The organism is Vibrio methylphosphonaticus (assembly GCF_023634655.1).
Taxonomy (GTDB): domain Bacteria; phylum Pseudomonadota; class Gammaproteobacteria; order Enterobacterales; family Vibrionaceae; genus Vibrio; species Vibrio methylphosphonaticus.
Window position 1 is genome coordinate 13,805 of the sequence record NZ_JAMKMS010000020.1, and the last position, 25,793, is coordinate 39,597.

Sequence of the window (25,793 nt, forward strand, 5' to 3'; positions counted from 1 at the left end):
TATGCGTCTGTCTAATGCTCGCAAGATTTGGCTAACTCTTTTGAGTCTGGTAGCACTCGTTGTTTCAACGTTTGTATCGGGTATGCCTGCGATGAGCATGATGGGCGAGGCGCACATGATGCCTCAAACAACACCTTGTCAGATAATACAAGTGAGTGAGGCACATCATCCTCATCATGCTTCCCCCTCGAAAAACACCAATTCAGTTGTTTCAAGCTCTCATATATCACACTCTGATGCTTCAAACGGTTATAGCTCAAGCGCTAATGCAGGGTGTCCCCATGCTATCGATGATCATCGCTCATCGGTTCAATCTGTGGATTGTTCTAGTAGCGACATGGTTCATACCTGTTGCACGAGTGCTTGCGGCAACACCTTGGGCTTGTCCCCCATTACCCTGAATACCAATGGACACAGTTCGTGTTTTTCCAAGAGAAGCAGCGAGCACTCCCTTTCAGTCGTGACCCGCATTGAGCCACTAGAGCGCCCACCGACCATTTAATCTGATCTGAATTTTCGTTGAATCCTTAGCGTTGGGCTTCGGATTGATTTAATTGTGCTTGTGTTTTGAGCACGCAGATTGGACATTATCGTGAATAAAACCATGACTATGGTTGCGCTTGCTGTAAGCGCAATTCTATTCGTGCCATCAACGGTTTATGCAACCCAAACCGTTGTTAGCCAACAGCAAATAAAACAAGAATCACCCACGCTCGCCGAGCTTATTGACGATGCGATTGCCAATGATGCCAATCGCCTGCAGTACTATGCTCAATCGCAAGCGATGCGAGAGTCTGGCATTGCTAGCTCTACCCTTAAAGACCCGGTTTTAAAGGTGGGAGTTGGCGGGTTACCAACAGACAGTTTTGCTCTTGACCAAGATCCTATGAGTAATGTTTCTGTTGGGCTGATGCAGCAGTTTGGGCGGGGTTCTACACTCGACTTACAGAATAAAAAAGCCCAGCAACAAGCAGACGGTGCGGAGTTTCAAGTTGTACTTCGAGAGCTTGATGTGGCGAATAATATCTCTCAGCTTTGGTATGAATTAGGCTTTCAGCAGAAGTCGGAACGTGTGCTTATTGAAAACCAGCAATTAATGCGTGAAATGGAACGCTTTATTCAAACCAATTACGCCATAGGAAACAGTGAGTCACAAGATCTGATTCGAGCCCAATTACAAGTCAGTAAATTGGATGATAAGTTGCAAGCGAATCGTCAAATGCAGGCGCGAATTTTGTCTCAGTTGTCTGAATGGTTGGGGGCGAATTGGCTGAGTCATTACCCTGAAATTGTCGCCACGACCGGTTCTGACTGGCATGAATTGGATCGTAAAATTGCTATGTCGAGTCAACGTGATTACTACATGTTGCTTAACCGCCACCCTATGGCGCAAATGGCGGATGTCCAAATTTCTGCGAGTGAGACGCAAGTCGCCATCGCGCACGAGGCATATAGACCTCAATTTGGTGTTTACGGCTGTCATATTGGTGAATTTATTTTGATGCATTGGCTTGGTGATGTGGGTATTGAGATTGATGTAGATATTGAGATTGATATGGGTGTGTATTGTTCTCGTTGGATTGACCTGAAACCTTATGAGGTTCGTAAAAATGGTAAAGATTACGCCCATCTGCCCATACGAAGGAGCTATTATGAATCGAATTAATCCAACCAAGCTACGCAATAGTAAATGGACAGCAACGCAACCATTGAATCGAGAGAAACATTTTTTGGTCACAGAAGTGGAATTTGAGGAAGATGGCTCAGTTCTATCGTGCAAACTAGAGGCTGTTCTATCAAAAAATGAATACGCTATTGATTGGTCCATATTGAAAAACCCACAGAACTGGCTTCAAGGCTGGAAGTAGTAAGTAGTAAGTAGTAAGTAGTAAGTAGTAAGTAGAGGATACTAACAGTAGGAGTGATGACTGATTTTTCATTCGATATCCATGGAGTGACGACGTGTAGCGGTAACAGAAAGCTTGTCGTTGGTCCGTTTGGTTTCTTTTTATACAACATGCCGTTTTAAAAATTCATTTATTTAACAGATAGATATGACAATCCATTCGTAATATTAATATTTCCTGGCGCATTGTATTTGATCGTATAATGGTTGTAGGGTTTATTTCAAGGTAAGCATTAGGTAGATTTTCAAAAAAATTATTAATGTCATGGAATGGTCACGTTTATGAAAGGAAGTCGAGACTTCAAGGATAGGTTGAGACATACCTTATTGTTTGAAGTTATTTTGCTGCTAATTGCCACACCAATACTCACTTTTTTGGGGATTGCTAACATTGAAACCGCCGCTTTATCCGCGATAGCGTTGTCTCTTGTCGCTATGGCTTGGAATTTTGTTTTTAATCTATTGTTTGACCAATGGTTGATGTGGGGCTTTGGAACTATTGATAAAACTAAAAAGCACCGAGTTTTAAATGCGGTGTTGTTTGAAGCGGGCTTATTGGCGTTATCTTTACCTATAATTGCTATCTTATTAAGTATATCTTTGTATGAAGCATTAGTTTTAGATTTGGGTTTTGCCGTTTTAGCGCTGTTCTACAGTTATGGTTTCAACTACCTGTATGACAAATGCTTCCCTATTTCAGTTGGAAGTAGTGTTAAACAAGAGGTAAGTTGCACTTAACATGATTTATACAAGAAAGATCTTAGTCTAGTAAGTTATTTGCTTACTAGACTTTTACTTTCCTCGACTCTCGATAGAGTCGCTCCTCCCGTATATCGCCCCTCTTAATAAAAAATGTTAGTTAGCGGTTGGCTTGCTCAGAATTAGAGCTACCCTCGACTTTTCGTTATCTGTACTCGTGGATGTTCCTGTTATTAACAATGATATACCGATGCAATAATGCGGTAAGTCAGCATGTTTATGAGAACTGTGCAATTATTTGAATCATTGGTGAGAGTTGGTACTGGTGATTTGAGTTTGCCCCACTAGTATATTCTGTGTACGGATATAAATAGAGAGGCAAAAAGTAACGATGACAGGATTTCAAATTCGCACAATGACAAAGGACGACTTAGAAGTAGCCGTTGAGTGGGCGTCTAAGGAGGGCTGGAACCCGGGGTTAAATGATGTGAGCAACTATTATCGGGCAGATCCTACAGGCTTCTTAGTTGGCGTTCTTGATGGCGAGCCAATCGCTTGCATCTCCGTGGTGCGTTATGACGACAGTTTTGGTTTTCTTGGCTTCTATATCGTTAAACCCGAGTATCGAGGGTTAGGCTATGGTTGGAAAATTTGGCAACGTGGAATGGCGTACTTAAACGGTTGTAATATCGGTTTAGATGGCGTGGTTGAGCAGCAAGACAATTACCGTCGCTCCGGTTTTGTTTTATCACATCGCAACATCCGATATGAAGGTATTACTCAACGGTATGAAGGTGAACAGAACCGTATAATCAAAGTGAGTCAATTAGATGACTGCAAAGTGATTGACTACTTAGATGCTTTTTTCCCAACGCAAAGGGTCGCGTTTAATCGCGCTTGGCTTAACCAACCTAACAGCGAGGCGTTTGCTTATTTAGATGGCGGTGACATCACAGGTATTGGTGTCGCACGTGAATGCCATAACGGGTATAAAATCGCCCCTTTGTTTGCCGATAATGCTGAGGTTGCTCGCCAGCTTTATCGCCGCCTCATCTCCGAGCTTAATAAGGGCATGCCTGTCTATTTAGATGTACCAGAAAATAACCCCGCCGCGGTTGAGCTTGCTCAGCAGCATCAAATGACGCCAAATTTTGAAACGGCACGTATGTATAGCAAGTCTGCACCCGATATACAGCTGGGTCGCACTTATGGCGTGACGTCGTTTGAAATAGGGTAGAGATGAGCAAAATCTAGCCATTATTAACAGACTACGAGTCAACTCTCCAAATTAGTGAAACTCATTTCAGCACTTGCACCAATATGCGGCGCATCACAAAGGCGTGATGTGCCTAATTTGTGCGCCTATAAAAGTAAACCCCATAATTTCAATCACTTATGGTTATTTTATGTGTTTTATAAAAAATGGCACTTTTCTTGATGTATGAATATTGAATAACTATTCATAATAAGGAGATATCCAACATGAACATGACGTTCAAACTTAAGCTTGCAGCAGTCGGTGCATCACTTGCTTTTGCCTCGGGTGTAGCGATGGCAGAAGAAGATACGATCAAGGTCGGTGTATTACATTCATTATCCGGAACCATGGCGATTAGTGAAACCACATTAAAAGATACGATCTTGATGTTGGTCGAGGAACAAAACAAGAAAGGTGGCTTGTTGGGTAAAAAACTTGAAGCCGTGGTGGTCGATCCTGCCTCAAACTGGCCGTTGTTTGCTGAAAAAGCCCGAGAGTTGGTAGAAAAAGAGAAAGTAGACGTCGTCTTTGGTGGTTGGACATCGGTATCTCGTAAATCCATGCTACCTGTTTTTGAAGAGCTCAACAGTATTCTTTTCTATCCGGTTCAGTACGAAGGTGAGGAGTCGTCTAAAAACGTTTTCTATACGGGTGCTGCGCCAAACCAACAAGCTGTACCTGCCGTAGACTATTTAATGGAAGAGCTCGAGGTGGAACGCTGGGTGTTAGCTGGTACTGATTATGTATACCCGCGTACGACCAACAAAATCCTTGAAGCATACCTGAAAAGTAAAGGGGTGAGTGAGCAAGACATTATGATCAACTACACGCCTTTCGGTCATTCTGACTGGCAGTCAATCGTATCTGACATTAAGAGGTTTGGTTCAGAAGGTAAGAAAACGGCGGTTGTATCAACGATCAATGGCGATGCAAATGTTCCTTTCTATAAAGAGCTTGGCGCCCAAGGGGTATCTTCAGAAGACATTCCAGTTGTCGCGTTCTCTGTCGGTGAAGAAGAGCTATCAGGTATGGATACTTCATCATTGGTGGGGCATTTAGCAGCATGGAACTACTTTATGAGTGTTGATACTGACGCGAATGAAGAATTTGTTGAAACATGGCAGAAATTTATTGCGAGTGAAAAACGAGTCACCAATGATCCGATGGAAGCGCATTACATTGGTTTCAATATGTGGACACAAGCGGTGACGAACGCCGGTACTACGGACGCAGAGCAAGTTCAAGATGCGTTAATTGGAGTGTCGGTACCTAACCTTTCTGGTGGCTACTCTACGATGCTACCAAACCACCACATTACTAAACCGGTACTGATTGGTGAGATCCAAGACGATGGTCAATTTGATGTAGTTTGGGAGACCACAGGTTTAGTCGCGGGTGATGCTTGGTCAAACTATCTGCCAGAGTCAGCCAAGCTTTATTCAAGCTGGTCTAAGCCATTTTCTTGTGGCGCGTTCAATGTAGAAACCGGGAAGTGTGCAGGTAGCGCAAACTAATTCCTCGGTTATTTTGGTGCTTCTACATCGATGTGTAGGAGCACCTTTTCGTTTCTGCCCAGCTAAATGATGGATTTTGGACAGAACAAAAGGACACATTTCATGAAAATTATCACACAGATGTTGAAAGCGGTGGTGTTCCTTATTTTGGGCACTCACGTTGCGTTCGCCAGCGTTAGTGACAGAGAGTCTTTTTCTCAAGCGCTAATTGGTAAAAATAACCCCCAGAAAGAAACCGCGATCAGCTGGATTATTGGCAACGAGTCCAATGAAGTCGCCAAACCGATTTTGACTGCATGGTTACAAGGGGACTTGTTCTATTTTAACGATAAGAAAAGTGAACACTTTCAACATTTATATATTTCGACGGATATCAAGCAGGTTTCTCACGCACAAAGCGCCTGGAGTGACGACACTCTTGCGGTAGAAAAATCCCGTCTTTTTAAAAAAGTGCGAGTTAATAACAAGTTACGTGGTCTACTTCGATTGGAGATTGCAGCGCTAGGCTTGGAGCACAGCGACCCAAATGTGCGCCTAAATGCGGTCACTACGTTATTGGGACAGACAGAAGATGTTGTGGTGGCTCGATTGAGCAAGCAACTGGATGTTGAAACCAACAGTGAAGTTGCTCATATCTTAACTCTTGCCGTATCGATTGATGACGCCTTAACTGCAGCCACAGTAGAACAACGAGTGTCGGCCATTGAGGTATTGGCAGATTATAAGCAATCCGTGGTATTTCAGACGCTAAACACGGTACTTAAGTCAGAAAAAAATCCCACTGTCATTGCGGCTGCAGAGCGAGCACTTTCTCGTTATCAGCAAAGCCAGAAACTGTATTCTGGTGTAGAGACCATCTTTTTTGGTTTGAGTTTGGGGTCAGTGCTGATTCTGGCGGGTATTGGGCTTGCAATTACTTTTGGTGTGATGGGCGTTATTAATATGGCGCACGGTGAACTGATTATGATTGGGGCTTACACAACCTATGTGATGCAACAGCTTATGCCAAATCAGATTGGTCTTTCTTTGATTTTGTCTATTCCAATGGCTTTTGTCGTATCCGGATTAGTGGGTATTGCGATTGAACGAAGTGTTATTCGTCACCTCTACGGTCGACCTCTTGAGACCCTTCTTGCGACCTTTGGTATTAGCTTAATCTTGCAGCAAGCGGTTCGATCAATTTTCTCGCCACTAAATCGATCGGTCAGTACGCCTGAGTGGATGTCAGGTGCGTTACAAATCAACCCGATGCTGTCGCTAACATACAACCGTCTCTACATTATATTGTTTTGCATCATGGTGTTTCTTGGTCTTGTCATGGTGTTGAAGAAAACCCCTTTAGGGTTGCAAGTGCGTGCAGTTTCCCAAAACCGTGGCATGGCAAGAGCAATGGGTATTCGTTCTGAACGTGTTGATGCGCTGACATTTGGTTTAGGTTCTGGCGTAGCAGGAGTGGCGGGTGTAGCGCTATCTCAGCTTACTAATGTTGGACCTAATATGGGTCAGGCCTACATTATCGATTCGTTTATGGTGGTGGTATTTGGAGGGGTCGGCAACCTCTGGGGCACGCTCGTTGCTGGGTTGTCTCTGGGCTTATTCAATAAAATCCTTGAACCATGGGCCGGAGCAGTACTGGCGAAAATTCTAGTGTTGGTATTTATTATTTTGTTTATTCAAAAACGTCCACGTGGGCTATTCCCACAACGCGGACGAGCAGCAGAAGGTTAAGGACAATTATCATGCAATCAAAATCTTTTGTACTGTCAGCCATGCGTGGAGATAAAGGTGGTCAGTTTACCGTCTTCGCTATTTTAGCCGCTGTAATATTGGTTCCGCTGGCCAATGTGATGCTGCCAGTTGGTCACCCCTTACATGTAGAAACCTTTACCATCTCTTTGATGGGTAAGTATTTAAGCTATGCCATGCTGGCGTTAGCAGTGGATCTTGTATGGGGATACTTAGGCATTTTGAGCCTAGGTCATGGGGCTTTCTTTGCCCTTGGTGGCTACGCGATGGGCATGTATCTCATGCGTCAAATCGGCGATCGGGGAGTGTATGGCAATCCGATATTACCAGACTTCATGGTGTTTCTAGATTGGCAAGCATTGCCATGGTTTTGGCAAGGATTTGACCAGTTCTGGTTTGCGTGTCTGATGGTGGTGTTGGTGCCAGGAATACTTGCGTATTTATTTGGTTACTTGGCATTTCGCTCACGGGTTTCTGGCGTGTATTTATCCATTATGACTCAGGCGTTGACCTACGCACTGATGCTGGCCTTTTTCCGCAATGAGATGGGTTTTGGAGGCAATAATGGGCTGACTGACTTTAAAGATATTTTGGGTTATAGCCTACAGCAAGACGCCACTAAAATTGGGTTATTTATGGTGACGGGCGTTGCACTTGTTCTGAGTTACTTTGTTTGTCGCAGTGTTATCAGTAGTCGCTTAGGTCGTGTATCAATGGCGATTCGAGATACAGAGTCGAGAACGCGTTTTATGGGTTATGACGTCGACGGGATCAAACTGTGGATCTTTGTATTGTCAGCGGTTATCGCGGGTATTGCTGGAGCATTGTATGTTCCTCAGGTTGGCATTATTAATCCAGGAGAGTTTGCACCACTCAACTCCATTGAGATTGTGGTTTGGGTAGCACTTGGCGGCCGGGCGACCTTGTTCGGTGCCATTGTCGGTGCATTGGTGATCAACTATGCCAAGAGTTGGTTTACGGTCGAGTTTCCGGAAGTTTGGCTATTCGCTCTAGGTGGTCTATTTGTGCTGTCCACGATGTATTTTCCAAAAGGTCTGATCGGCTTTATTTCTGACAAAACCCAATTAGTAAAAAACAAAATCGGCGCTAAAAGAAAGGCATCAGATACTTCGAATAGCAGCAAGGAGGCGACCGTATGACGACGTTAAACCGAGCCCAACAACTGAAGCACTCAGTTCAGGAGTTCACTCGCCGAGATGAGGTGTTCTCTTTCTTAAAACCAGAACGCCACCCTCTAATTGATACTCGACACAATGTATTGCTGTATGTCGAGGGGGTCAACAAAAGCTTCGATGGATTCAAGGCGATTAACGACCTTAACCTGTATATCAAGGAAGGGGAGCTACGCTGCATAATCGGCCCCAATGGCGCCGGAAAAACCACCATGATGGATATTATTACCGGCAAAACCAAGCCGGATACGGGGCAAGTTTGGCTTGGCTCGAATATTAACCTTCTTGGCATGAATGAGTCAGAAATTGCAAATGCTGGTGTCGGACGTAAGTTCCAGAAACCGACGGTCATTGAATGTCTATCGGTGTGGCAAAACCTTGAATTAGCCATGTCAGGAGTGAGGAGTGTTTGGGGGACGTTTACCGCCACGTTGTCGGGCGAGCAAAAAGATAAATTAGAGTCGGTATTGGAACTCATTCATCTTAAAGACCACGCGGCACTTCACGCCGGAAACCTATCCCATGGTCAGAAACAGTGGCTAGAAATTGGCATGTTACTCATGCAAAACCCCAAGCTATTACTGGTGGACGAGCCAGTCGCCGGGATGACTCACCAAGAAATGGACCGAACCTCCGAGCTTCTTAACTCATTAGTTGGTAAACATTCAGTGGTGGTGGTGGAGCACGATATGGACTTTGTTCGTTCTATCGCCAGTCATGTCACGGTGTTGCACCAAGGTCATGTGCTCGCGGAGGGCACAATGGATCAGGTTCAGGCACATCCAGAAGTCAAACAGGTTTATTTAGGGGAATAACATGCTGCAGATCCAATCATTAAATCAATTCTATGGTGAGAGCCATACCCTATGGGATCTGGATATGTCTATTCCAGAGGGAAAATGCACGGTATTGATGGGGCGAAATGGCGTCGGAAAAACGACATTATTACAATGCATCATGGGCTTAGTGAAAGTGAAAAGTGGCGACATTCAATTGAATGGTGAGTCACTGCTCAAACACGATGCTGAATCCCGACCTCGCATGGGCATCGGTTACGTACCGCAAGGTCGTCAAATTTTCCCAATGTTGACGGTTCAGGAAAACCTCGAAGTTGGATTGCCGATCCGGGCAAAGGGAGATAGAACGATTCCCGAATTCATCTTCGACTTATTTCCCGTGCTTAAAGAGATGCTACATCGTCGTGGTGGCGATCTATCCGGTGGGCAACAGCAGCAATTAGCCATTGGTCGAGCACTGGTTGTTAATCCTAAGCTACTGATCTTAGATGAACCAACAGAAGGGATACAACCCAACATTGTTCAAGAGATTGGCGACATCATTCGTATGCTCAATGAAAAGTGGGGGCTGACCGTGTTGCTGGTTGAACAAAAGCTACCCTTTGCGCGCAAAGTGGGGGATCAGTTTTGTATTCTAGATCGTGGCAGGCAAGTCGCAGAAGGAGACATGACCGGACTTAATGAGCAACTGATCAAGGAGTACTTAACAGTATGAGTAGTGCAGATGCAATCTCTGTGTCGAGGTTACCGCCTGAGTTTGAAGCAACGTTAGGTCAGGTCATCGACGCCCACACCGAGTGTGGCTGGAAAGCGCATTTAGCGCTGACCTTTATCGATCGCGGTGACAAAACGGTCCTTAAACACCGTTCTCAACAAGGGCCACTCGCGATACAGCGCCCATTGTATCCTGAAGGCAACCCTTGCCACGGTTACTTACTTCACCCGCCGGGTGGCGTCGTGGGAGGGGATACTTTGCAGATTTCTGTGCAAGCTCATCAAGGCGCCAAAACGCTGATCACCACACCGGGCGCCACCAAGTTTTACCGCTCAGAATCTAAGTACGCCAAACAGCAACAAATTTTACATGTCAGCAAGGACTCTCGACTGGAATGGTTGCCCCAAGAGAACATCTTTTTCCCCAACGCTCATGTCCGCATGGACACTCAGGTGCACCTCGAAACGGGTGCACAGTTTTTGGGCTGGGAGATGCACTGTTTTGGTAGGCCTGCACTAAATGAGGGATTTAGCGCCGGTCATTTAGTCGGGAAAACAGAGGTTTACCTCGATAATCAGTTGCTCCTTACCGAAGGGTTAAATGTTCGAGGAGATGATAAGATTCTGAAAAACAAAGGGTTATTAAATTATCAAATGATGGGGACTATGTATATTTCCATTGATGACGATGATTTTTATCAGTTGGTACAGAGCTTGCTCACTAACATACAAGAAGAATACAAAGAAGGTGCGGTACTCATTGCTGCGAGTCAGTTGGAAAACTTATTGGTCATTAGAGCACTAGGAAACTGGAGTGAAGTGATCTTGGATTGTTTTCAACAGGTTTGGCAATTGACACGCGAGCATTGGACGGAAGAGTGCCCAGAACCACCAAGGATTTGGGCAACGTAATACGCACTCAACATTGATGAAAATAAGGCTTGTAAATGGAATTAACTCCGAGAGAAAAGGATAAATTACTGATCTTTTGCGCGGGAATGCTGGCGAAGCAACGTAAAGATAAGGGCTTAAAACTTAATTACCCAGAGTCAATTGCGTTTATTTCTAGCGCTATCTTAGAAGGAGCTCGCGAAGGAAAAACCGTTTCTGAGCTGATGGATTTTGGTCGAACATTACTTACCACTGACGACGTCATGGAGGGCATTGCATCGATGATTCCTGATGTTCAAGTCGAAGCCACCTTTCCCGATGGGACCAAGCTGGTCACTGTTCACGAACCCATAGTCTAGGAGAGCATATGAGTACTTCAACGACCAAATATCAGGGCTTGGTTCCCGGACAGGTTGAAACGGCTAAAGGTGACATCGAGCTCAATGTTGGCCGCGAAACGCTCAAAATAAAGGTCGAAAATTTGGGTGACCGCCCAGTGCAAATCGGCTCTCATTACCATTTCTTTGAAGTCAACGCAGCGCTTAGTTTTAAGCGTGAATTGGCGCGAGGCTATCGTCTCAATATCGCTGCCGGAACGGCAACACGTTTTGAGCCAGGTCAGTCACGTACGGTTGAGTTGGTGGCTTTTGCCGGTAAACGTGAAGTTTACGGCTTTCAAGGCAAGGTTATGGGCAAGGTTTAACAAGTTAAAGCCAAAACAAATAGAAGCCAAATCCGGACAGCAACTCACGGTACGGAAGATTTTAACAAGGAAGAATAATGGCGAGTATATCCAGACAAGCATACGCAGAGATGTTTGGTCCTACTGTGGGGGACCGAGTACGTTTAGCGGATACAGAATTATGGTTAGAGGTAGAAAAAGACCTGACTGTGTATGGAGACGAGGTTAAGTTTGGTGGTGGTAAGGTCATTCGTGATGGAATGGGACAAAGCCAAAGACCAAGCCGGGAGACGCCAGATCTTGTGATCACCAATGCATTGATTCTGGACTACTGGGGCATCATCAAAGCAGATGTGGCGGTTAAGAACGGTCGCATTGACGCGATAGGTAAGGCGGGCAATCCCGACATCCAACCGGGCGTTGATATCATTGTTGGTCCGGGTACGGAAGTACTGGCTGGTGAAGGTTCAATACTGACCGCTGGTGGAATTGACTCTCACATCCACTTTATTTGCCCTCAACAAATTGAAGAAGCCTTAGCTTCCGGTGTCACGACTATGATCGGCGGTGGTACGGGACCCAATACGGGAACGAATGCCACGACATGTACGCCGGGTCCGTGGAATATGCACCGAATGCTTGAATCTCTGGACCAATTTCCCATGAACTTTGGTTTACTTGGCAAGGGTAATGCGAGTCAGCCCGAAGCGCTTCGCGAGCAAGTGACAGCCGGAGCAGTTGGTTTGAAATTGCACGAAGATTGGGGAACCACACCAGCGTCTATTGACACTTGTTTAACGGTTGCTGACGAGATGGACGTTCAAGTTGCTATTCATACTGATACGCTCAATGAATCGGGCTTTGTTGAGTCGACATTGGGTGCGATTGGTGACCGCGTTATTCATACTTATCATACTGAGGGCGCGGGCGGTGGGCATGCCCCCGATATCATTAAAGCGGCGGGCGAATCCAACGTACTTCCCTCTTCCACCAATCCAACCAGACCTTATACCGTGAATACGGTAGACGAGCATTTAGACATGCTAATGGTCTGTCACCACTTGTCACCATCGATAGCGGAAGATGTCGCATTTGCTGAATCTCGTATTCGACGTGAAACCATCGCTGCTGAAGACATTTTGCATGATCTTGGTGCCTTTTCAATGATTGCGTCAGACTCGCAAGCGATGGGACGAGTGGGGGAAGTCATCACTCGTACTTGGCAAACCGCACATAAGATGAAAGTGCAACGGGGGAGCCTGAAACAAGATTCTAGCTATAGCGACAACTTTCGCCTAAAACGATATATCGCTAAGTACACTATAAACCCCGCGATTACCCACGGCATGGCACATGAAATTGGTTCAATTGAAGTCGGGAAACTGGCGGATTTAGTACTTTGGAAACCGGCATTTTTCGGTGTCAAACCTAGCGTCATTTTGAAAGGTGGCATGATTGCCATGGCACCAATGGGCGATCCGAATGCGTCTATCCCAACCCCGCAACCGGTTCATTATCGCTCTATGTTTGGTAGCTATGGTAAGGCGTCTCAGAACACATCAATGCTGTTTGTTTCTCAGGCTGCGCAAGATGCTGGCATTGCTTCTGAGTTAGGGCTGGGCAGCTTGATTGGTGTTGCTAAGCAGTGCCGAACCATTAGCAAAGCAGACATGAAGTTAAATGATTGGCAACCCAATATTGAAGTCGACTCGCAAACGTATCAGGTTCGAGCAGATGGTGAATTGTTGGTGTGTGAACCGGCTGAAGTGCTGCCTATGGCTCAGCGTTACTTTCTGTTTTAACCCCTATTATCCCAGCACGTCTTTGAATTTTTGAGTTATTGAGGACAACACATTGATCGAACTAACAGAAATATCAGAACAACTCACGACAAAGCCTCATGCATTTTTGAGTTTGCCGATTGATAGTCGCATTAAAAGCCGTCTAAAAGTGATACTTGATGATGGCCGTGACGCAGGGCTTTTTTTGCCACGCGGGCACATTTTGCGTGGTGGTGAACAGTTAAAAAGCTTATGTGGCCTAGTGATTGAAGTGAAAGCCGCACCGGAGAAGGTATCGTCCGTCTATTGCAGTGACTTGCTTTTACTGACTCGTGTCGCTTACCACCTTGGTAATCGTCACGTGCCGTTGCAAGTGGAGTTTGGTTGGGTTCGTTACCAGCATGATCACGTACTGGATGAGATGGTCGAAGGTTTAGGTGCAAAAGTTGCGGTCGAGCTTGAACCCTTTGAGCCTGAAGGCGGTGCCTACGGAGGGAAAAGTGGCGGGGGTCATCACCACCACTAGGTACATGACTTAATTGCTACGGCACTCAACTTACATTCAAAACACAATAAATAACAAGAAAAGGACACTTCAATGAAATCAACGTTTGTCAAAATTAGCGCAGCTGCATTTTCTCTTTTTCCAGTCGTCGCGCTGGCTCACCCAGGTCATGATTCAATGGCGTTCACGAGTGGTTTGACACACCCTATCACTGGTATTGACCATCTTATTATGTTGGTTGCTTTTGGCTTACTTGTTGGCTGCTTAACGATCACCAAGAAACAAAAACTAGGCTTATTGGCGAGCGCGTTAATCACTCTTATGGTTGGATTACTGGCGGGTTCCGTCTTTGGCTTAGCGTCGGGTGTTGAATTGGCGATAGTTGCGTCTTTATTTGTGGTGAGTTTAGCCATCTGGCAAGTATTTGGTGCGTCACAGCGTATGGTGAAGTTGGCCGTAGGGTTTTGTATTGGCATGATGTTTTTCCACGGGTACGCGCACGGTGTTGAGGCCCAAGGGACGTTAGGTCAATTTTCTTTGGGAATGGCGATTGGAGCAAGCGCATTGATGGTGATTGGGACTCAATTGGGACAAGCGTTAGCATCACGTTGGATGTCCGTAGGTGTGGCAGCGGCGAGTTCATTGTTCTTGATGGCTGCTTAATGTATGCCGATTAGCGCTGAGATTGACAATGACGTGTCAACCTATCGACTGTTTCAACTTATCAGTCCATCTTTGCCTATTGGCGGGTTTACTTACTCACAGGGTTTGGAATGGGCGGTAGAGGCAACATGGGTGACGAACCGAACATCCATGGAGGAGTGGCTCGGCAACATGTTGTTTAGCAGCGTTGCGACGCTTGAGTTGCCGATTATCGATAGGCTGTATGACGCAGTTCGAGCAAAGGATACGGCTCAAATTCAGAAGCTTTCTCAGATGCTCCATAGCAGCCGAGAGACGAAAGAGCTCAGAGCAGAGGAAAAGCAGCGCGGGTTAGCACTCAATACGCTACTTAAACGGCTTGAAATTCAGGTCGATGGGGTCGAATTAAGCGATTACCCTGCTAATCAACTCCTTGGATTGTGTGTCGCTGCGGTGCATTGGAATATCGATTTAATGGCCTTAAAAAAAGGCTACCTGTGGAGCTGGGCGGAGAATTTAGTGATGGCTGGCGTTAAGTTGGTACCTCTTGGTCAGACGGATGGTCAGATTGCATTAATCAATCTATCCGATCAATTCACTAAAGCTTTACGGATTGCCGAGCAAACAGAAGACTGGATGATTGGCAGTTTTACGCCATCTGTGTCCATTGCCAGCAGTCTGCATGAAACACAATATACCCGGCTTTTTCGTTCTTAATGAAAAACAGCGAAACAAGATGATGATATAGGAAATACTATGGAAAGTTACAAACAACCGTTACGAATTGGCATTGGGGGTCCAGTAGGATCCGGTAAAACGGCGTTGTTGGAAGTCTTGTGTAAAGCAATTCGCGACAAGCTCAATATCGCGGTCGTTACCAATGATATTTATACTCAAGAGGACGCCAAGATCCTTACCCGAGCAGAAGCACTTGAGCCAGATAGAATCATCGGCGTAGAAACGGGAGGCTGTCCTCACACCGCTATTCGTGAAGATGCTTCAATGAACCTGGCTGCCGTAGAAGAGCTCGCTAAGCTGCATAAAAATCTTGATGTTGTCTTTGTAGAAAGCGGCGGTGATAACCTAAGCGCCACTTTTAGCCCTGAATTAGCGGACTTAACTATTTATGTCATTGATGTAGCCGAGGGTGAAAAAATTCCTCGTAAAGGCGGCCCCGGTATTACTCGCTCGGATCTACTTGTCATCAATAAGATCGACCTTGCACCCTATGTGGGAGCGTCACTAGAAGTGATGGAACAAGATACGCAAAGGATGCGTCCAACCAAACCGTATGTGTTTACTAACCTGAAAGAGAGTCAGGGGCTCGATGTCATTATCGACTTCATTTTGACTCAAGGTATGCTCGAGTTTCATTAGGCTTGATGATAGCCATGGTTAACGGTTAACGGTTAACGGTTAACGGTTAACCATGGCTTGGTTTAATGACATCAGAGAATACAGAAAGCGTTGGCTATGCTGATGGGTTTTGCTTGGCATTAATACTGGCGTAGGTATGCAGGAGTTCAGTAAGGATTTTTACCCAACCGAAGGCTTCAACGGGAGGATCAATGAGAAGTTTCTCAACGTGCTCACAATGCGTTTCCAGCGTAATAGCCTGCTCCAAATTAAATGAGATGGCATAAAAGTGCCAAAGCACCAATCGTGTCATTCGCTCACTGTTTTGTTTCGCATTTTCAGAATCATCAAAGGCTTGCTGGATCTCACATAACGCAATCGCCGTCATACGAAGCGTTGCATCCAACCGTGCCGACATCATACGCTCTTCACTGTCGACTTCTTCTTGTTCAAAAGTGAACAGCTCACTCATGACTTCTTCAGGTACCATCTTACTGATCATTCGCATACTGAACTCTTCTAGTTCATGGCGTGGCATGGTGACAAGACAATTAAAGGTGTAATCACGAAGCATAAGATAGTCGCTCTAGTTTGCTGTTAAGTGGGTTAGGGTTATAAAGCTAGTGGACGTTCACTGGCGTTAAAAAACAAAGACCCAGCGATGAGCTAGGTCATGTTAACGATTCATCGACGACGAATTAGGATAAGAAAACCTAACGAAATCGTGCCGAATTATCCTTTTAAACGGGTCGTTTTATTTGATTTATTTTTAATCGCACGAGCAAAGCGAAGACGACGTTCAGCTGAGCTTTGCTCGTCTGAATTATTAGTGCGGCCTTGGCGGTCTTTAAAGGCGGGTTTGCTCTGCATCTTAGTTAAAAGTGCATCACGACTGGCTGGTTCATAACCCGCCAATTGAATGCGTTTGATTCGTTGCTGAATCAACTTTTCAACTTGAACTAGCGTGAGTTCTTCCTCACGGCTAACAAATGAAACTGCGTGACCTTGTTGCCCTGCGCGCCCTGTACGACCGATGCGGTGTACGTAGTCTTCCGCAAGGAACGGCATATCGTAGTTCACTACATGTGGCAAACCTTGGATATCTAAACCGCGAGCAGCAACTTCCGTGGCTACCATGACACGTGCTTTACCTGATTTAAATTCATCCAACGCACGGCGACGTGCGCTCTGAGCTTTATCACCATGGCAAAGTACCGCATTGATACCGTCAAGTTTGAGCTCTTTTACTACTTCATTAGCGGTTTCTTTGTAGTTCACAAAAACCAACACTTGTTGCCAGTTCTTGCGACCAATCAACTCAGACAGCAGTTCGCGTTTACGATCTTCGTCAACAGGGTAAACAACATGCGCAACGGTGTCGGCGGTTGAGTTTTCTGCGTTAACGATAATACGTTTTGGCTTACGCAATAAGTCTTGCGCCAATGCGTTCATTTGTGGGGATGACGTTGCAGAGAAAAGCATGGTTTGTGGGTGCTGAGCAATGCCATTCATGATGGTACGAATTGCACTAATAAAGCCCATATCTAGCATGCGGTCGGCTTCATCAAAAACCAAAAATTCAAGGCTAGCAAAACTAATGTTACCCAGTTCAAGGTGCTCGATTAAGCGACCTGGCGTAGCAACAAGGATGTCTACACCGGCGCTAAGCTTACGTTCTTGAGATGACATTTTTGCCCCACCAAAAACGGCAGCGACAGAGATATCAACGTATTTGGTGTAGTTCTCAATGTTATGTGCGATTTGGTCAACAAGCTCACGCGTCGGTGCAAGAATCAAAGCACGCACTTGTGCTCGGCGGCGTGATTGTGGCTGCTCAACCATTTGCTGAATAATAGGCAAAGAAAATGCAGCTGTTTTACCTGTACCAGTTTGTGCATGTGCAAGGATATCGGCACCACGACGAGCGTGCGGGATAGCCTGTTGTTGAACGGGCGTGAGTTTTTCATAACCACACTCAGTTAGTGCGCGCACAATATCAGCTGAAAAACCTTGTGATAAAAATGACATTCTTTGTTCCTAAAAGCAGTGGCTGTTTTGGGTGCTTTTCAACACTAAAAAGTAGCAAACAGCGGCTGACCAAAAATACGGTCGCTGATTATAGAGGAATAATCAGTACCTGTGGTGACTAATTTTAGGTGTTGGCGTAAATTTGTACAATGAAAGGTGTCGGAAGGCAATAAAGTGTGTTCATCTCCAATAAAGATGGAGAGCTTTTGGTTGTATCAAGTCGGATGGGGGAGATGATGCATCTCTGCCACGAAATGTGTTTAGGCAAGAGTCTCTTTTAATAAGAAAAAAATCTTGAGCGAACAAGTTCGAAGCAATGGTCATTTTATGCCTACTGTCAGTATAGATTTAAACTTGCGTACTGCTTTCGGTAATAAATCTTAACGCTTCATGCTTGCAGCGATCGTCTTCACATTATGGTTATCATCGCTATCAGCCAGTTCTTTCTGAATACGTCTTGAACCACCTCGTTCTCAACTAAGCTCAAAGGCTTCTTTGACTTTGGTATCAAGCTGTTGGTGTACGGTCTCGCGTTGATACTCCTTGCGACGATTCTCAACCTAATAATAAAACCCACTTCGCGAAATAGATCGTGGTCTTTGTTACGATTTCTGGCTCCTCAGCTTGTCGCGCTGTCAACTGCCTTAAAGCTTAGCGACTTCAACGGCTACTTCCAGTTAATAGGGTTAGGAGTTGAAGACCATTCAGAATCGGATTTGCATCAAGCGAGCCTTTTGAAGTTCGTAATGAGGTTTGTTCAAGTGTTGTTTAAAAGCCATTTTGATTAATGTGTATAGCGTTGCCAAGTGTCTACTAATTTACAGATAGCTTGAGAAAAAATAATAGACTTTCTTAAAGCGTATAAATCAAAATAATCAGGACTGGCTGTGCTCATAGTAAAAAAACAGTCATACCAAAGATGGGATTGACTGTTTTTATATTGGAATAAGGCGCTGACCGAAGCTATCTCGTCAAAGGCATACCTACTAACGAGGACTCTTGTAACGCTCTAGGTCTGCCAGCAAGGGAAGTAAGTACTCCTTGTACGTCACCTCCTGTATCTTGATACACATAATAAACCTCTCCAATATTCATTGGCGACGCCCTTTCTGCCAGCGTCATTAATTCAGGAATGTATTCTTCGCCTGGATGACCTTCTTTACGAATGGACAATCGCGAACGGTATCTATCAGCCACCAATTCAGGAGAAATACTATTCCAGACTTCGATTATTTCAACTACATCGGATTGCCTAACATAGCTCTCTAGCAATTCTTTGGATTGAAAGCCAAACCACGCATCAATTACATATACGCAATCATCTGGAGCACTAGCGACGGTGTCCCAAATTACCTTGTAAGCCGCTTTTCCTAGTGCTCGGTTAAACTCACGGTCAATGTCGACATGTAGACCCATAAATGGCTCTTTGATGGTATCAATAGAGAGATAAGGCCACCCGAAGTGCTTTGCTATCTTAGATGCTACGGTACTTTTCCCCGAAGCGGGGATTCCATTCACTATGATGACTTTCTTCATAATAGGGCTAGAACCTCTTCTTTTACTTTGGCTGAAGCTATCTGATCTCGTACCGACGGTTCCATTAATGCTTCAAAGATGGGCTTTAAGCCTTCTTCGATATGACTATGATTATCGATTGCGGAGAGCATGATAATGATATTGACATCAGGACTACCGTTTATTGAAATCGGGTTCTTCAATGTTACTAGGCTAAAACCGAGTTTATTTGCTCCCTCTTCTGGCCTTGCATGAGGCAAAGCAAATTTTTCATCTTCGAAGACGTAGTATGCACCCACCTCCTTTGTACCAGTAATGATTGCATCTAAATACTCTGGTGAGATAGTGCCATTCGTGACAAGAGGAATGGCGGCTACTTGCAGCGCCTTTTCCCAATCCGGCTCATCGATTTGAAGTTGTACCGCATCCGCCTCTGATAATAGTTTCTTAAGCATCCCCACCTCCAATCAAAAATTCGTTCTAGCCATATTTCGTAATTCATTCATTCGGGTAAATACATCATTCACTCTACCCCGATACGTTGGTGCTTGAGCAAATACCGAAGCAGCCTTGCTGTATTTCGCAACGAGGTCTTGTTGAACCTGTACATTTGAAGTATCGCATTCAAGAATGGCTTCTAACTTCTTAATATCTTCATCAAGCTCTGTAGCTTGCGTTTCATCAACTGGTACTACTTGATTATTACGGCCAAATAGTTTGGAGAATATACCCATTTTTTACCTCCTAAATGCCCTGCTGGTTTCCCAGCAGGGCCATATGACTATTGGAAAAGACGAATCTTCTCTGCAATCACTTGACGCACAGCACTACGAGCAGGAATAAAGAATTTGCGTACAGAATCATTTACTTTGCCACTCGCATGAGTGTCTTGGCACTGTTTAACCCATTGAACGTTCATCTCCGTGCCGACGTTTACTTTATCCATACCATTGCGAACAACGAATCGCATATCTTCATCCGATACGCCTGTACCGCCATGAAGCACTAAAGACATTTTGGTCTTTTCAGCTAATTCTATTAGTAGGTCATGCTGAATATTGGTTTTTGCCGTATATGAACCATGAACAGTACCAATACTGACCGCTAACATATCGACTTTAGACTTCTCTACAAACTCAAGCGCGTCAGAGACTTTTGTAAATGCAATGTCTTCATCGGCAACTTGTTTACCATCTTCTGCTCCTCCGATCGCACCGAGTTCTGCTTCTACGCTCACATTTTTAGGATGTGCGTAGTCAATAATAATATTGGTATTAGCGATGTTTTCAGCTAGTGGTAGGTGAGAACCGTCGTACATTACACTCGTGAAACCTTTATCAATCGCGAGTTTTATATCATCAATATTTGAGCAATGGTCTAAATGAAGACATGTAGGGACATCATGTTCCTTAGCCAAGGCGACAATTGACGCCACCAACAAGTCATACCCAAGATACTGAGCCGTACCCGTTGAAATTTGAATCATTAATGGTGAGTTTGTATCCATTGCGGCTTCAAAATACGCGGGCAACATCTCAATACAGTGAAGATTGAATGAACCTACAGCATTGAATCCGCGCTCTTTTGCAATGACTTCTAGTTGTTTAAAATTATGCAGCATTGTTTAACTCCGCTTGTTCAGATTTTTCAGTTTTAAGACTTTTATTTACATACCAAGTGATTGCCGCCGCAAAGCCTACGAAGCTTGCTACGAATAACCAGTTGCCGTTGAATGCGTGCCCCAAAAGGAGCCCTGATGCGATTACGTCTGAATCACTAAACGTCACTCCTACGAAGCCGTAAGTCTCTAGTAGTGGGATTAGAATTGCAGGTAAGAAAGTGATGAATAGACCGTGAACTACACCGCCGATGACTGCACCGCGACGGCCACCCATGGCATTACCAAAAATACCCGCAGTTCCACCCGCGAAGAAGTTAGTCAGTAGACCTGGCAGTATCATCGCTAACCCAAACATCGGGAACAGCAACATACCGATCACCGAACCTACAGTTGTTGATAGGAAACCCAGAATTACAGCGTTAGGCGCATAAGGGAATAAAACTGGACAATCCAAAGCAGGCTTTGCGTTTGGTACTAGGCGCATTGCGATACCTTGGAAAGCTGGTACTAATTCTTGCAACAATAGACGCACACCTGAGTACAGCACGAACACGCCCGCAGTAAACACGATTGCTTGCATAAAAGAGTACATCAAGTAGTTCATGCCACCACTGTACTGAGCAATGTATTCCGGACCTGCCGCAATTGCTGGGATCAGGAACATTGGTACCATCACTACAGCCATCGACAGGTAGGTATCACTCAAAAACGCAAAAGCTTTTGGAAGCTCAATTTCTTCTGTAGACTTCGATCCCTTACCAACGACCTTTGCGACAGCTGCTTGAACCATATAGCCAATCGTACAGAAGTGCCCAAGTGCAACATTGTCTGAACCAGTAATCTTGCGAACTACTGGCTGAGCGATCGCAGGCATCGCAACGGCTAAAATGCCACCGAAGATACCTCCTGTTAATACTAGTGTTGCACCTGATAGACCGGCCTTATAACAAATAACCGCGCCGATGGTAGACATCCATAACAGCGCTTGCCCTGTTAGGAATATGTACTTCCAAGGTGTGAATCGAGCAATGACGATATTCGTTGCGAAAATTACCATTAAGGTGAGAGCAACTTCCGTTCCAAGCGTTTGGTTTGCAATACCTGCAATAGCCGCTACATCAGTAATGTAACCCGTCATCCCAAACCCAGTCGTAAAGATGTTGTTCAGGTAAGTCAATGTATCAACAACGATGTTTATACCTGCCATCATTACCAAGAAACCGAGCATCGTTTTAAACGTTCCTTCGATTACTTTACCGGTGGGCTTCTTTTGTAAAATGAGACCGAGCATTGCAATACACGCGATCAGTATCGAGGCCTGCCCCAATAAATCTTTTACTATAAATTCAAAAAACGTATTCATAATTAATTTGATTCCATGTCAATGTTAATTAAATTATTTTCTTAAGGTGTAGAGGTACCTTGATAGGTATTTCTACCTATCTATATCTATTATTCAGCAGTAAGAAAAAGGTGTTTTTCTAGGTATTACTTATCTAAAAATCTTGATATTGCTTGCTCCATTTCTACAGAGTCCGTGAATTTTTGGATGGTGACTACCTTCGCTGCATCTTCAACGCTAGCGCCACCTTTAATAGCATCAGAGAAAGTGCCGGAAGTAATAATCATGTCAGGTTTTAACGACAGTACCTCAGACACAGTGGTATGGCCTAAATTAAAATCAATCCCCATTTTTTCAAGGATAGGCTTAGCCGTCATTTCCAAAGCAAAGCTAGAACCTAAACCACAACCGCATACACACATTATATTCATTGTCATTTACTTATTCCTTCCGTTCACTAATTTGTTTTATTGTTTAATTACCAAACCATGCCCAATTGCTGTGCTAATTTGAAATAATGCCCATCTTTATCAACGATACGACTCTCAACGCTACCTAAATCTAGTGGTATAGGGTTATTTGAGGAATTGATGATAATCACCTTGTTCGCCATACCACTTTGAATGCATCGTACTACTTCCGCAGCTGCTATCGTGCCTTGATAAATTTCTTCAGTTGTTGGTTCTCCGCTTCGCAAGCCGAAACCCAACGTGGTTTTACGCATACGAATACCCACCTTTGGCTCTAGCTCTTGACTCAGAGTATCAATAGCACCTTGGAATCCAGGTGAATACTCCTTTGTATAACTCTCAGCACAAAGAATTACGACACTATTCTGCATCGCCAGTTTTTCTTGAATTTTTGTCGCTAGCTCATCTACAGGTATTTGATGCTCCGGTATTAAAGCGATATCCGCATTAGATTTAATTGCAGATTGTAAAGTTAACTCGCCAGAGTAAGCACCCAAAACTTCGACTAGAAAAACGCGATTCGCTAAGGCTCTACCTGTATTTCTCAGTTTGGAAACTTCTCTCATAACCTGCTCACAAGCAGTAGAGAAGCCGATGGTATGAGCGGAACCAGCGATGTCATTATCCACAGTCATTCCTACGCCAAAGCAATTGACTCCATAGTCACTTAATGCATTCATAAACCGCATTGAACCATCGCCTCCCGCGCAGATCAAAGCATCTACTTTGCTCTTGTGTAGATGAGCTGCAATGGCGGCGTACTCTTCAGGATTGAGGTGACGCGATGTTCTACCGGATGAAATTACGGGCATTGGCGATAAGCTGTAATCAGCTAAATCTCGAAAACTAATCTCTTTCTTATTATCCGACAGTAGACCATTAACGCCTCCGTTATAGATAACAATCTCAGAGTTTGACATCTTCGCAACTTGATAGATGAAGTTGTTCACTCCAACTGCATCACCACCACTGACCACTATTCCTAACTTCATTTACAGATTCACTCACCGCTTATTTGATGAGCTAAGTATTATGGTTTAAAGGAAAACAAACCGTGATACATCTATCATTTATGCGTTGGTTTTATGGTTCAAAATATTTCAATGCGATTGAAGTCCAACCAAAAGTGAGGTGGTTATCACGTTTTTTGGTTTGAATGTTAAATTTATTAACATTTGATGGTGAAATTAGTAGACCGAGATCTTATTTTTCAGAAGAGTGTTAAATAATTGTATTAGCGTAACCAAGTCCATTTTTTGAACAATAATGTGAAAGACTTCAAATTTTAATTGTGGTCGACTAGTGGTCCCCATTCAATAGTTAGAAAATTAGTGTGATCTAGAGCCAACAGTGATGTGTCATAATATAACTTCGTCGACAATCTCATCACTTAGATGAGGATAATCATCTTCCCTATTTTGATAAATAAAAGAAAGAATGCTTTAAGGTAATAAACACTTCTATATACTTGATTATATTTCTGGTATGCGTATGTCGGTTTTTATAAACTTTATTCAAGAAGGTCAAAAGGTATTAAGTTCTAAGAGGGAAGGTGAACAATTATAAAACAATAGGCATATAAATGTATCGATAGTAACTTAAGTGCTAATTTAATAAGTCTATTTATGCCAAAAAATCATTACCGTAAATTATTTAACAAAAATAGTTATTTATAATTCAGGCAACAACTCCTTCGCCATCATTTTGGAAGCTGGCCAATTATGGCTAACTATTCGTCTGGATTGAGGCTGGAAAGGATTCGTTGATTGATTTCAACGGGTAAATGAATCACGTCATTTTTCAGCACTCGTATTACCGGAGATATGTATACCGCGATCTTTCTAAGTTCAATACGTAAAGCTGTCCCCCTCGTCACATTGCACTTGCGACGAGGGAAGGCTACCACAACGTTAAGATGATCAAACCACCTAATTTGTCCACTGCTCTTGAACGACACTATGGAGTGCTTTCGCTCTCTATTTTTGCACAGGATTCTCGCTTAATCAGCGTACATGCCACAATGCTGCGTTGTAGTTCAGTATGTTTACCCATTATCGCTTCAATAGTGAGTTTCGCGGTTTCTAATCCTATTTGATGCGCATCTTGTTTGATGGTGGAAACGGGCACTTTAAAAAGATCAACCATAGGGATTTCGTCGAAACCTAACAGTGACACTTCTTCCGGTATCGAAACGTTGGCTTTGTTTAAGGACAGGAGGAGGTCAGTGGTTATGGCTAAATGTTGTGAGAAAATAGCCGTCGGTGGGTTTTCACCACGAATTAGATCGATGGGCGAATATTGGAATCCACTTTCTCTGTCCCAAAGCTGTACGAAATCTGGATTCACTTTGATGCCGTGTTTGTCTAATGCGTCGAGATACCCTTGATAGCGCGCTTTTCTTGAATAACTGCTGCCAAAATCTTGTGCGAAAAAGGCGATATTTCTGTGACCGAGTTCAATGAGATATTCTGTCGCCTGGCATGCCGCATGTTGATAGTCAGATAACACCATATGACTTTCGCAATCGGAATACTCAAGTTGGAATTGGACAACGGGCAGTTTGTTTTGAATAAACTGATTGATGAGTGCTGAGTTTAAACCCGAAGAAGTGATGATGATGCCATCAACGCACATCTGCTGTAATGACAGTAATGCTCGTTTTTCTGCGTCTGCATCAAAATCACTGTTATAGATCAATACGTTGTAATCATGTTTTTTACAGTAATCATCGATCCCTCTTAGGACTCGGCTGGTGTTATAGCCCGCGACATCGCGTACAACAACACCAATAGTTTTGGTTTTTTCTACTTTTAGACTTCGAGCTATAGGGTTAGGAACATAGTTAAGCGTCTCGATTGCTGATTTGATTTTTTGTTTTGTTTCAGCAGACATATGACCAAAACGACCATTTAGATATTGTGATACGGTACTTTTTGATACTCCCGCGTGTGTCGCAACATCCACTATTCTTACTTTCTTCATACAGGCTTCTTAAAAACGTTAACTGGATCAAAATAGGATCGTTGACATTGTATCTTCAGTTTTAGAAGATAACAAGTAAACCGATTTACCAAACCGATTTACTAAATCGTTTTACTCAATAAGTTTGGTCGTTAACTTTTTACGAGAGACC

Annotated in this window: 28 protein-coding genes and 1 pseudogene; 18 read left to right on the plus strand and 11 right to left on the minus strand. The window is 44.1% G+C overall.

The annotated features are described in order from the left end of the window. The first annotated feature begins 1 nt into the window (after nt 1). The 18 genes from M9196_RS19185 to ureG all read left to right on the plus strand — a co-directional run bounded on the left by M9196_RS19185 (nt 2) and on the right by ureG (nt 15,705). On the plus strand, nt 2-502 hold the full coding sequence (locus M9196_RS19185) for a hypothetical protein (RefSeq protein ID WP_250619122.1): 501 nt from the start codon (nt 2-4) through the stop codon (nt 500-502). A 90-nt stretch (nt 503-592) separates the two neighbouring features. Beyond that, a complete protein-coding gene (locus tag M9196_RS19190; RefSeq protein ID WP_406707703.1) occupies nt 593-1,666 on the plus strand; it encodes a TolC family protein in 1,074 nt (357 codons plus the stop codon). Then, nucleotides 1,653-1,868: a TIGR02450 family Trp-rich protein gene (locus M9196_RS19195; protein WP_250619123.1), complete on the plus strand. Its 216-nt coding sequence runs from the start codon at nt 1,653-1,655 to the stop codon at nt 1,866-1,868. Before M9196_RS19190 ends, M9196_RS19195 begins: the two co-directional genes overlap by 14 nt. A 320-nt stretch (nt 1,869-2,188) precedes the next feature. Continuing rightward, nucleotides 2,189-2,644, plus strand: a complete 456-nt coding sequence (locus M9196_RS19200; protein ID WP_284677230.1) for a PACE efflux transporter — start codon at nt 2,189-2,191, stop codon at nt 2,642-2,644. 352 nt (nt 2,645-2,996) lie between these two features. Further along, nucleotides 2,997-3,842 (plus strand): GNAT family N-acetyltransferase, encoded by an 846-nt coding sequence (locus tag M9196_RS19205; protein WP_250619125.1) that lies wholly within the window; start codon nt 2,997-2,999, stop codon nt 3,840-3,842. Between the two features lie 245 nt (nt 3,843-4,087). Beyond that, nucleotides 4,088-5,377, plus strand: coding sequence for an urea ABC transporter substrate-binding protein (gene urtA, locus M9196_RS19210; protein ID WP_250619126.1), 1,290 nt, complete (start codon nt 4,088-4,090; stop codon nt 5,375-5,377). Nucleotides 5,378-5,479: 102 nt separating this feature from the next. Further along, the gene (urtB, locus tag M9196_RS19215; RefSeq protein ID WP_250619127.1) at nt 5,480-7,105 is read left to right on the plus strand and encodes an urea ABC transporter permease subunit UrtB; all 1,626 of its coding nucleotides are present in this window, start codon (nt 5,480-5,482) and stop codon (nt 7,103-7,105) included. An 11-nt stretch (nt 7,106-7,116) separates the two neighbouring features. Further along, entirely contained in the window at nt 7,117-8,283 is a 1,167-nt protein-coding gene (urtC, locus tag M9196_RS19220) for an urea ABC transporter permease subunit UrtC (RefSeq protein WP_250619128.1), read from the plus strand. Further along, nucleotides 8,280-9,131, plus strand: a complete 852-nt coding sequence (gene urtD, locus M9196_RS19225; RefSeq protein ID WP_250619129.1) for an urea ABC transporter ATP-binding protein UrtD — start codon at nt 8,280-8,282, stop codon at nt 9,129-9,131. The genes urtC and urtD overlap by 4 nt, the downstream gene beginning before the upstream one ends. A 1-nt stretch (nt 9,132) precedes the next feature. After that, nucleotides 9,133-9,828 carry an urea ABC transporter ATP-binding subunit UrtE gene (urtE, locus tag M9196_RS19230; protein ID WP_250619130.1) on the plus strand — a complete coding sequence of 232 codons (696 nt, stop codon included), beginning with the start codon at nt 9,133-9,135 and terminating at the stop codon, nt 9,826-9,828. Beyond that, nucleotides 9,825-10,739, plus strand: coding sequence for an urease accessory protein UreD (locus M9196_RS19235; RefSeq protein WP_250619131.1), 915 nt, complete (start codon nt 9,825-9,827; stop codon nt 10,737-10,739). The genes urtE and M9196_RS19235 overlap by 4 nt, the downstream gene beginning before the upstream one ends. Nucleotides 10,740-10,774: 35 nt before the next feature. Then, entirely contained in the window at nt 10,775-11,077 is a 303-nt protein-coding gene (gene ureA / locus M9196_RS19240; protein WP_250619132.1) for an urease subunit gamma, read from the plus strand. An 8-nt stretch (nt 11,078-11,085) separates the two neighbouring features. Next, complete coding sequence (locus tag M9196_RS19245; protein ID WP_250619133.1) at nt 11,086-11,421, plus strand: urease subunit beta; 336 nt, start codon at nt 11,086-11,088, stop codon at nt 11,419-11,421. A 77-nt stretch (nt 11,422-11,498) separates the two neighbouring features. Then, nucleotides 11,499-13,202: an urease subunit alpha gene (gene ureC / locus M9196_RS19250; RefSeq protein ID WP_250619134.1), complete on the plus strand. Its 1,704-nt coding sequence runs from the start codon at nt 11,499-11,501 to the stop codon at nt 13,200-13,202. Between the two features lie 52 nt (nt 13,203-13,254). Continuing rightward, nucleotides 13,255-13,707, plus strand: a complete 453-nt coding sequence (gene ureE, locus M9196_RS19255; RefSeq protein WP_250619135.1) for an urease accessory protein UreE — start codon at nt 13,255-13,257, stop codon at nt 13,705-13,707. Between the two features lie 72 nt (nt 13,708-13,779). After that, on the plus strand, nt 13,780-14,349 hold the full coding sequence (locus M9196_RS19260) for a HupE/UreJ family protein (protein WP_250619136.1): 570 nt from the start codon (nt 13,780-13,782) through the stop codon (nt 14,347-14,349). Between the two features lie 3 nt (nt 14,350-14,352). Next, nucleotides 14,353-15,045, plus strand: coding sequence for an urease accessory protein UreF (locus tag M9196_RS19265; RefSeq protein WP_250619137.1), 693 nt, complete (start codon nt 14,353-14,355; stop codon nt 15,043-15,045). A 39-nt stretch (nt 15,046-15,084) separates the two neighbouring features. Beyond that, a complete protein-coding gene (gene ureG, locus M9196_RS19270; RefSeq protein WP_250619138.1) occupies nt 15,085-15,705 on the plus strand; it encodes an urease accessory protein UreG in 621 nt (206 codons plus the stop codon). 94 nt (nt 15,706-15,799) lie between these two features. Here the strand turns inward: ureG and M9196_RS19275 are convergent, their stop codons facing one another. The 11 genes and pseudogenes from M9196_RS19275 to M9196_RS19325 all read right to left on the minus strand — a co-directional run bounded on the left by M9196_RS19275 (nt 15,800) and on the right by M9196_RS19325 (nt 25,642). Further along, entirely contained in the window at nt 15,800-16,258 is a 459-nt protein-coding gene (locus M9196_RS19275) for an exoribonuclease R (protein WP_250619139.1), read from the minus strand. A 158-nt stretch (nt 16,259-16,416) separates the two neighbouring features. Beyond that, nucleotides 16,417-17,712, minus strand: coding sequence for a DEAD/DEAH box helicase (locus tag M9196_RS19280; protein WP_250619140.1), 1,296 nt, complete (start codon nt 17,710-17,712; stop codon nt 16,417-16,419). A gap of 288 nt (nt 17,713-18,000) precedes the next feature. Next, a pseudogene (locus M9196_RS19285) lies at nt 18,001-18,299 on the minus strand (IS3 family transposase); the annotation flags it as partial. 376 nt (nt 18,300-18,675) lie between these two features. Then, nucleotides 18,676-19,248: an AAA family ATPase gene (locus M9196_RS19290; protein ID WP_250619141.1), complete on the minus strand. Its 573-nt coding sequence runs from the start codon at nt 19,246-19,248 to the stop codon at nt 18,676-18,678. Continuing rightward, nucleotides 19,245-19,682 carry a PTS sugar transporter subunit IIA gene (locus tag M9196_RS19295; protein ID WP_250619142.1) on the minus strand — a complete coding sequence of 146 codons (438 nt, stop codon included), beginning with the start codon at nt 19,680-19,682 and terminating at the stop codon, nt 19,245-19,247. Before M9196_RS19295 ends, M9196_RS19290 begins: the two co-directional genes overlap by 4 nt. A gap of 12 nt (nt 19,683-19,694) precedes the next feature. Next, nucleotides 19,695-19,961 carry a hypothetical protein gene (locus M9196_RS19300; protein WP_250619143.1) on the minus strand — a complete coding sequence of 89 codons (267 nt, stop codon included), beginning with the start codon at nt 19,959-19,961 and terminating at the stop codon, nt 19,695-19,697. 47 nt (nt 19,962-20,008) lie between these two features. Then, entirely contained in the window at nt 20,009-20,848 is an 840-nt protein-coding gene (locus M9196_RS19305; RefSeq protein WP_250619144.1) for a class II fructose-bisphosphate aldolase, read from the minus strand. Further along, nucleotides 20,838-22,211 carry a PTS sugar transporter subunit IIC gene (locus tag M9196_RS19310; protein WP_250619145.1) on the minus strand — a complete coding sequence of 458 codons (1,374 nt, stop codon included), beginning with the start codon at nt 22,209-22,211 and terminating at the stop codon, nt 20,838-20,840. Before M9196_RS19310 ends, M9196_RS19305 begins: the two co-directional genes overlap by 11 nt. Before the next feature lie 125 nt (nt 22,212-22,336). Continuing rightward, the gene (locus M9196_RS19315; RefSeq protein ID WP_250619146.1) at nt 22,337-22,627 is read right to left on the minus strand and encodes a PTS sugar transporter subunit IIB; all 291 of its coding nucleotides are present in this window, start codon (nt 22,625-22,627) and stop codon (nt 22,337-22,339) included. A gap of 41 nt (nt 22,628-22,668) precedes the next feature. Continuing rightward, entirely contained in the window at nt 22,669-23,652 is a 984-nt protein-coding gene (locus M9196_RS19320; RefSeq protein WP_250619147.1) for a 6-phosphofructokinase, read from the minus strand. A 964-nt stretch (nt 23,653-24,616) separates the two neighbouring features. Continuing rightward, entirely contained in the window at nt 24,617-25,642 is a 1,026-nt protein-coding gene (locus M9196_RS19325) for a LacI family DNA-binding transcriptional regulator (protein ID WP_250619148.1), read from the minus strand. Nucleotides 25,643-25,793: the final 151 nt, after the last annotated feature.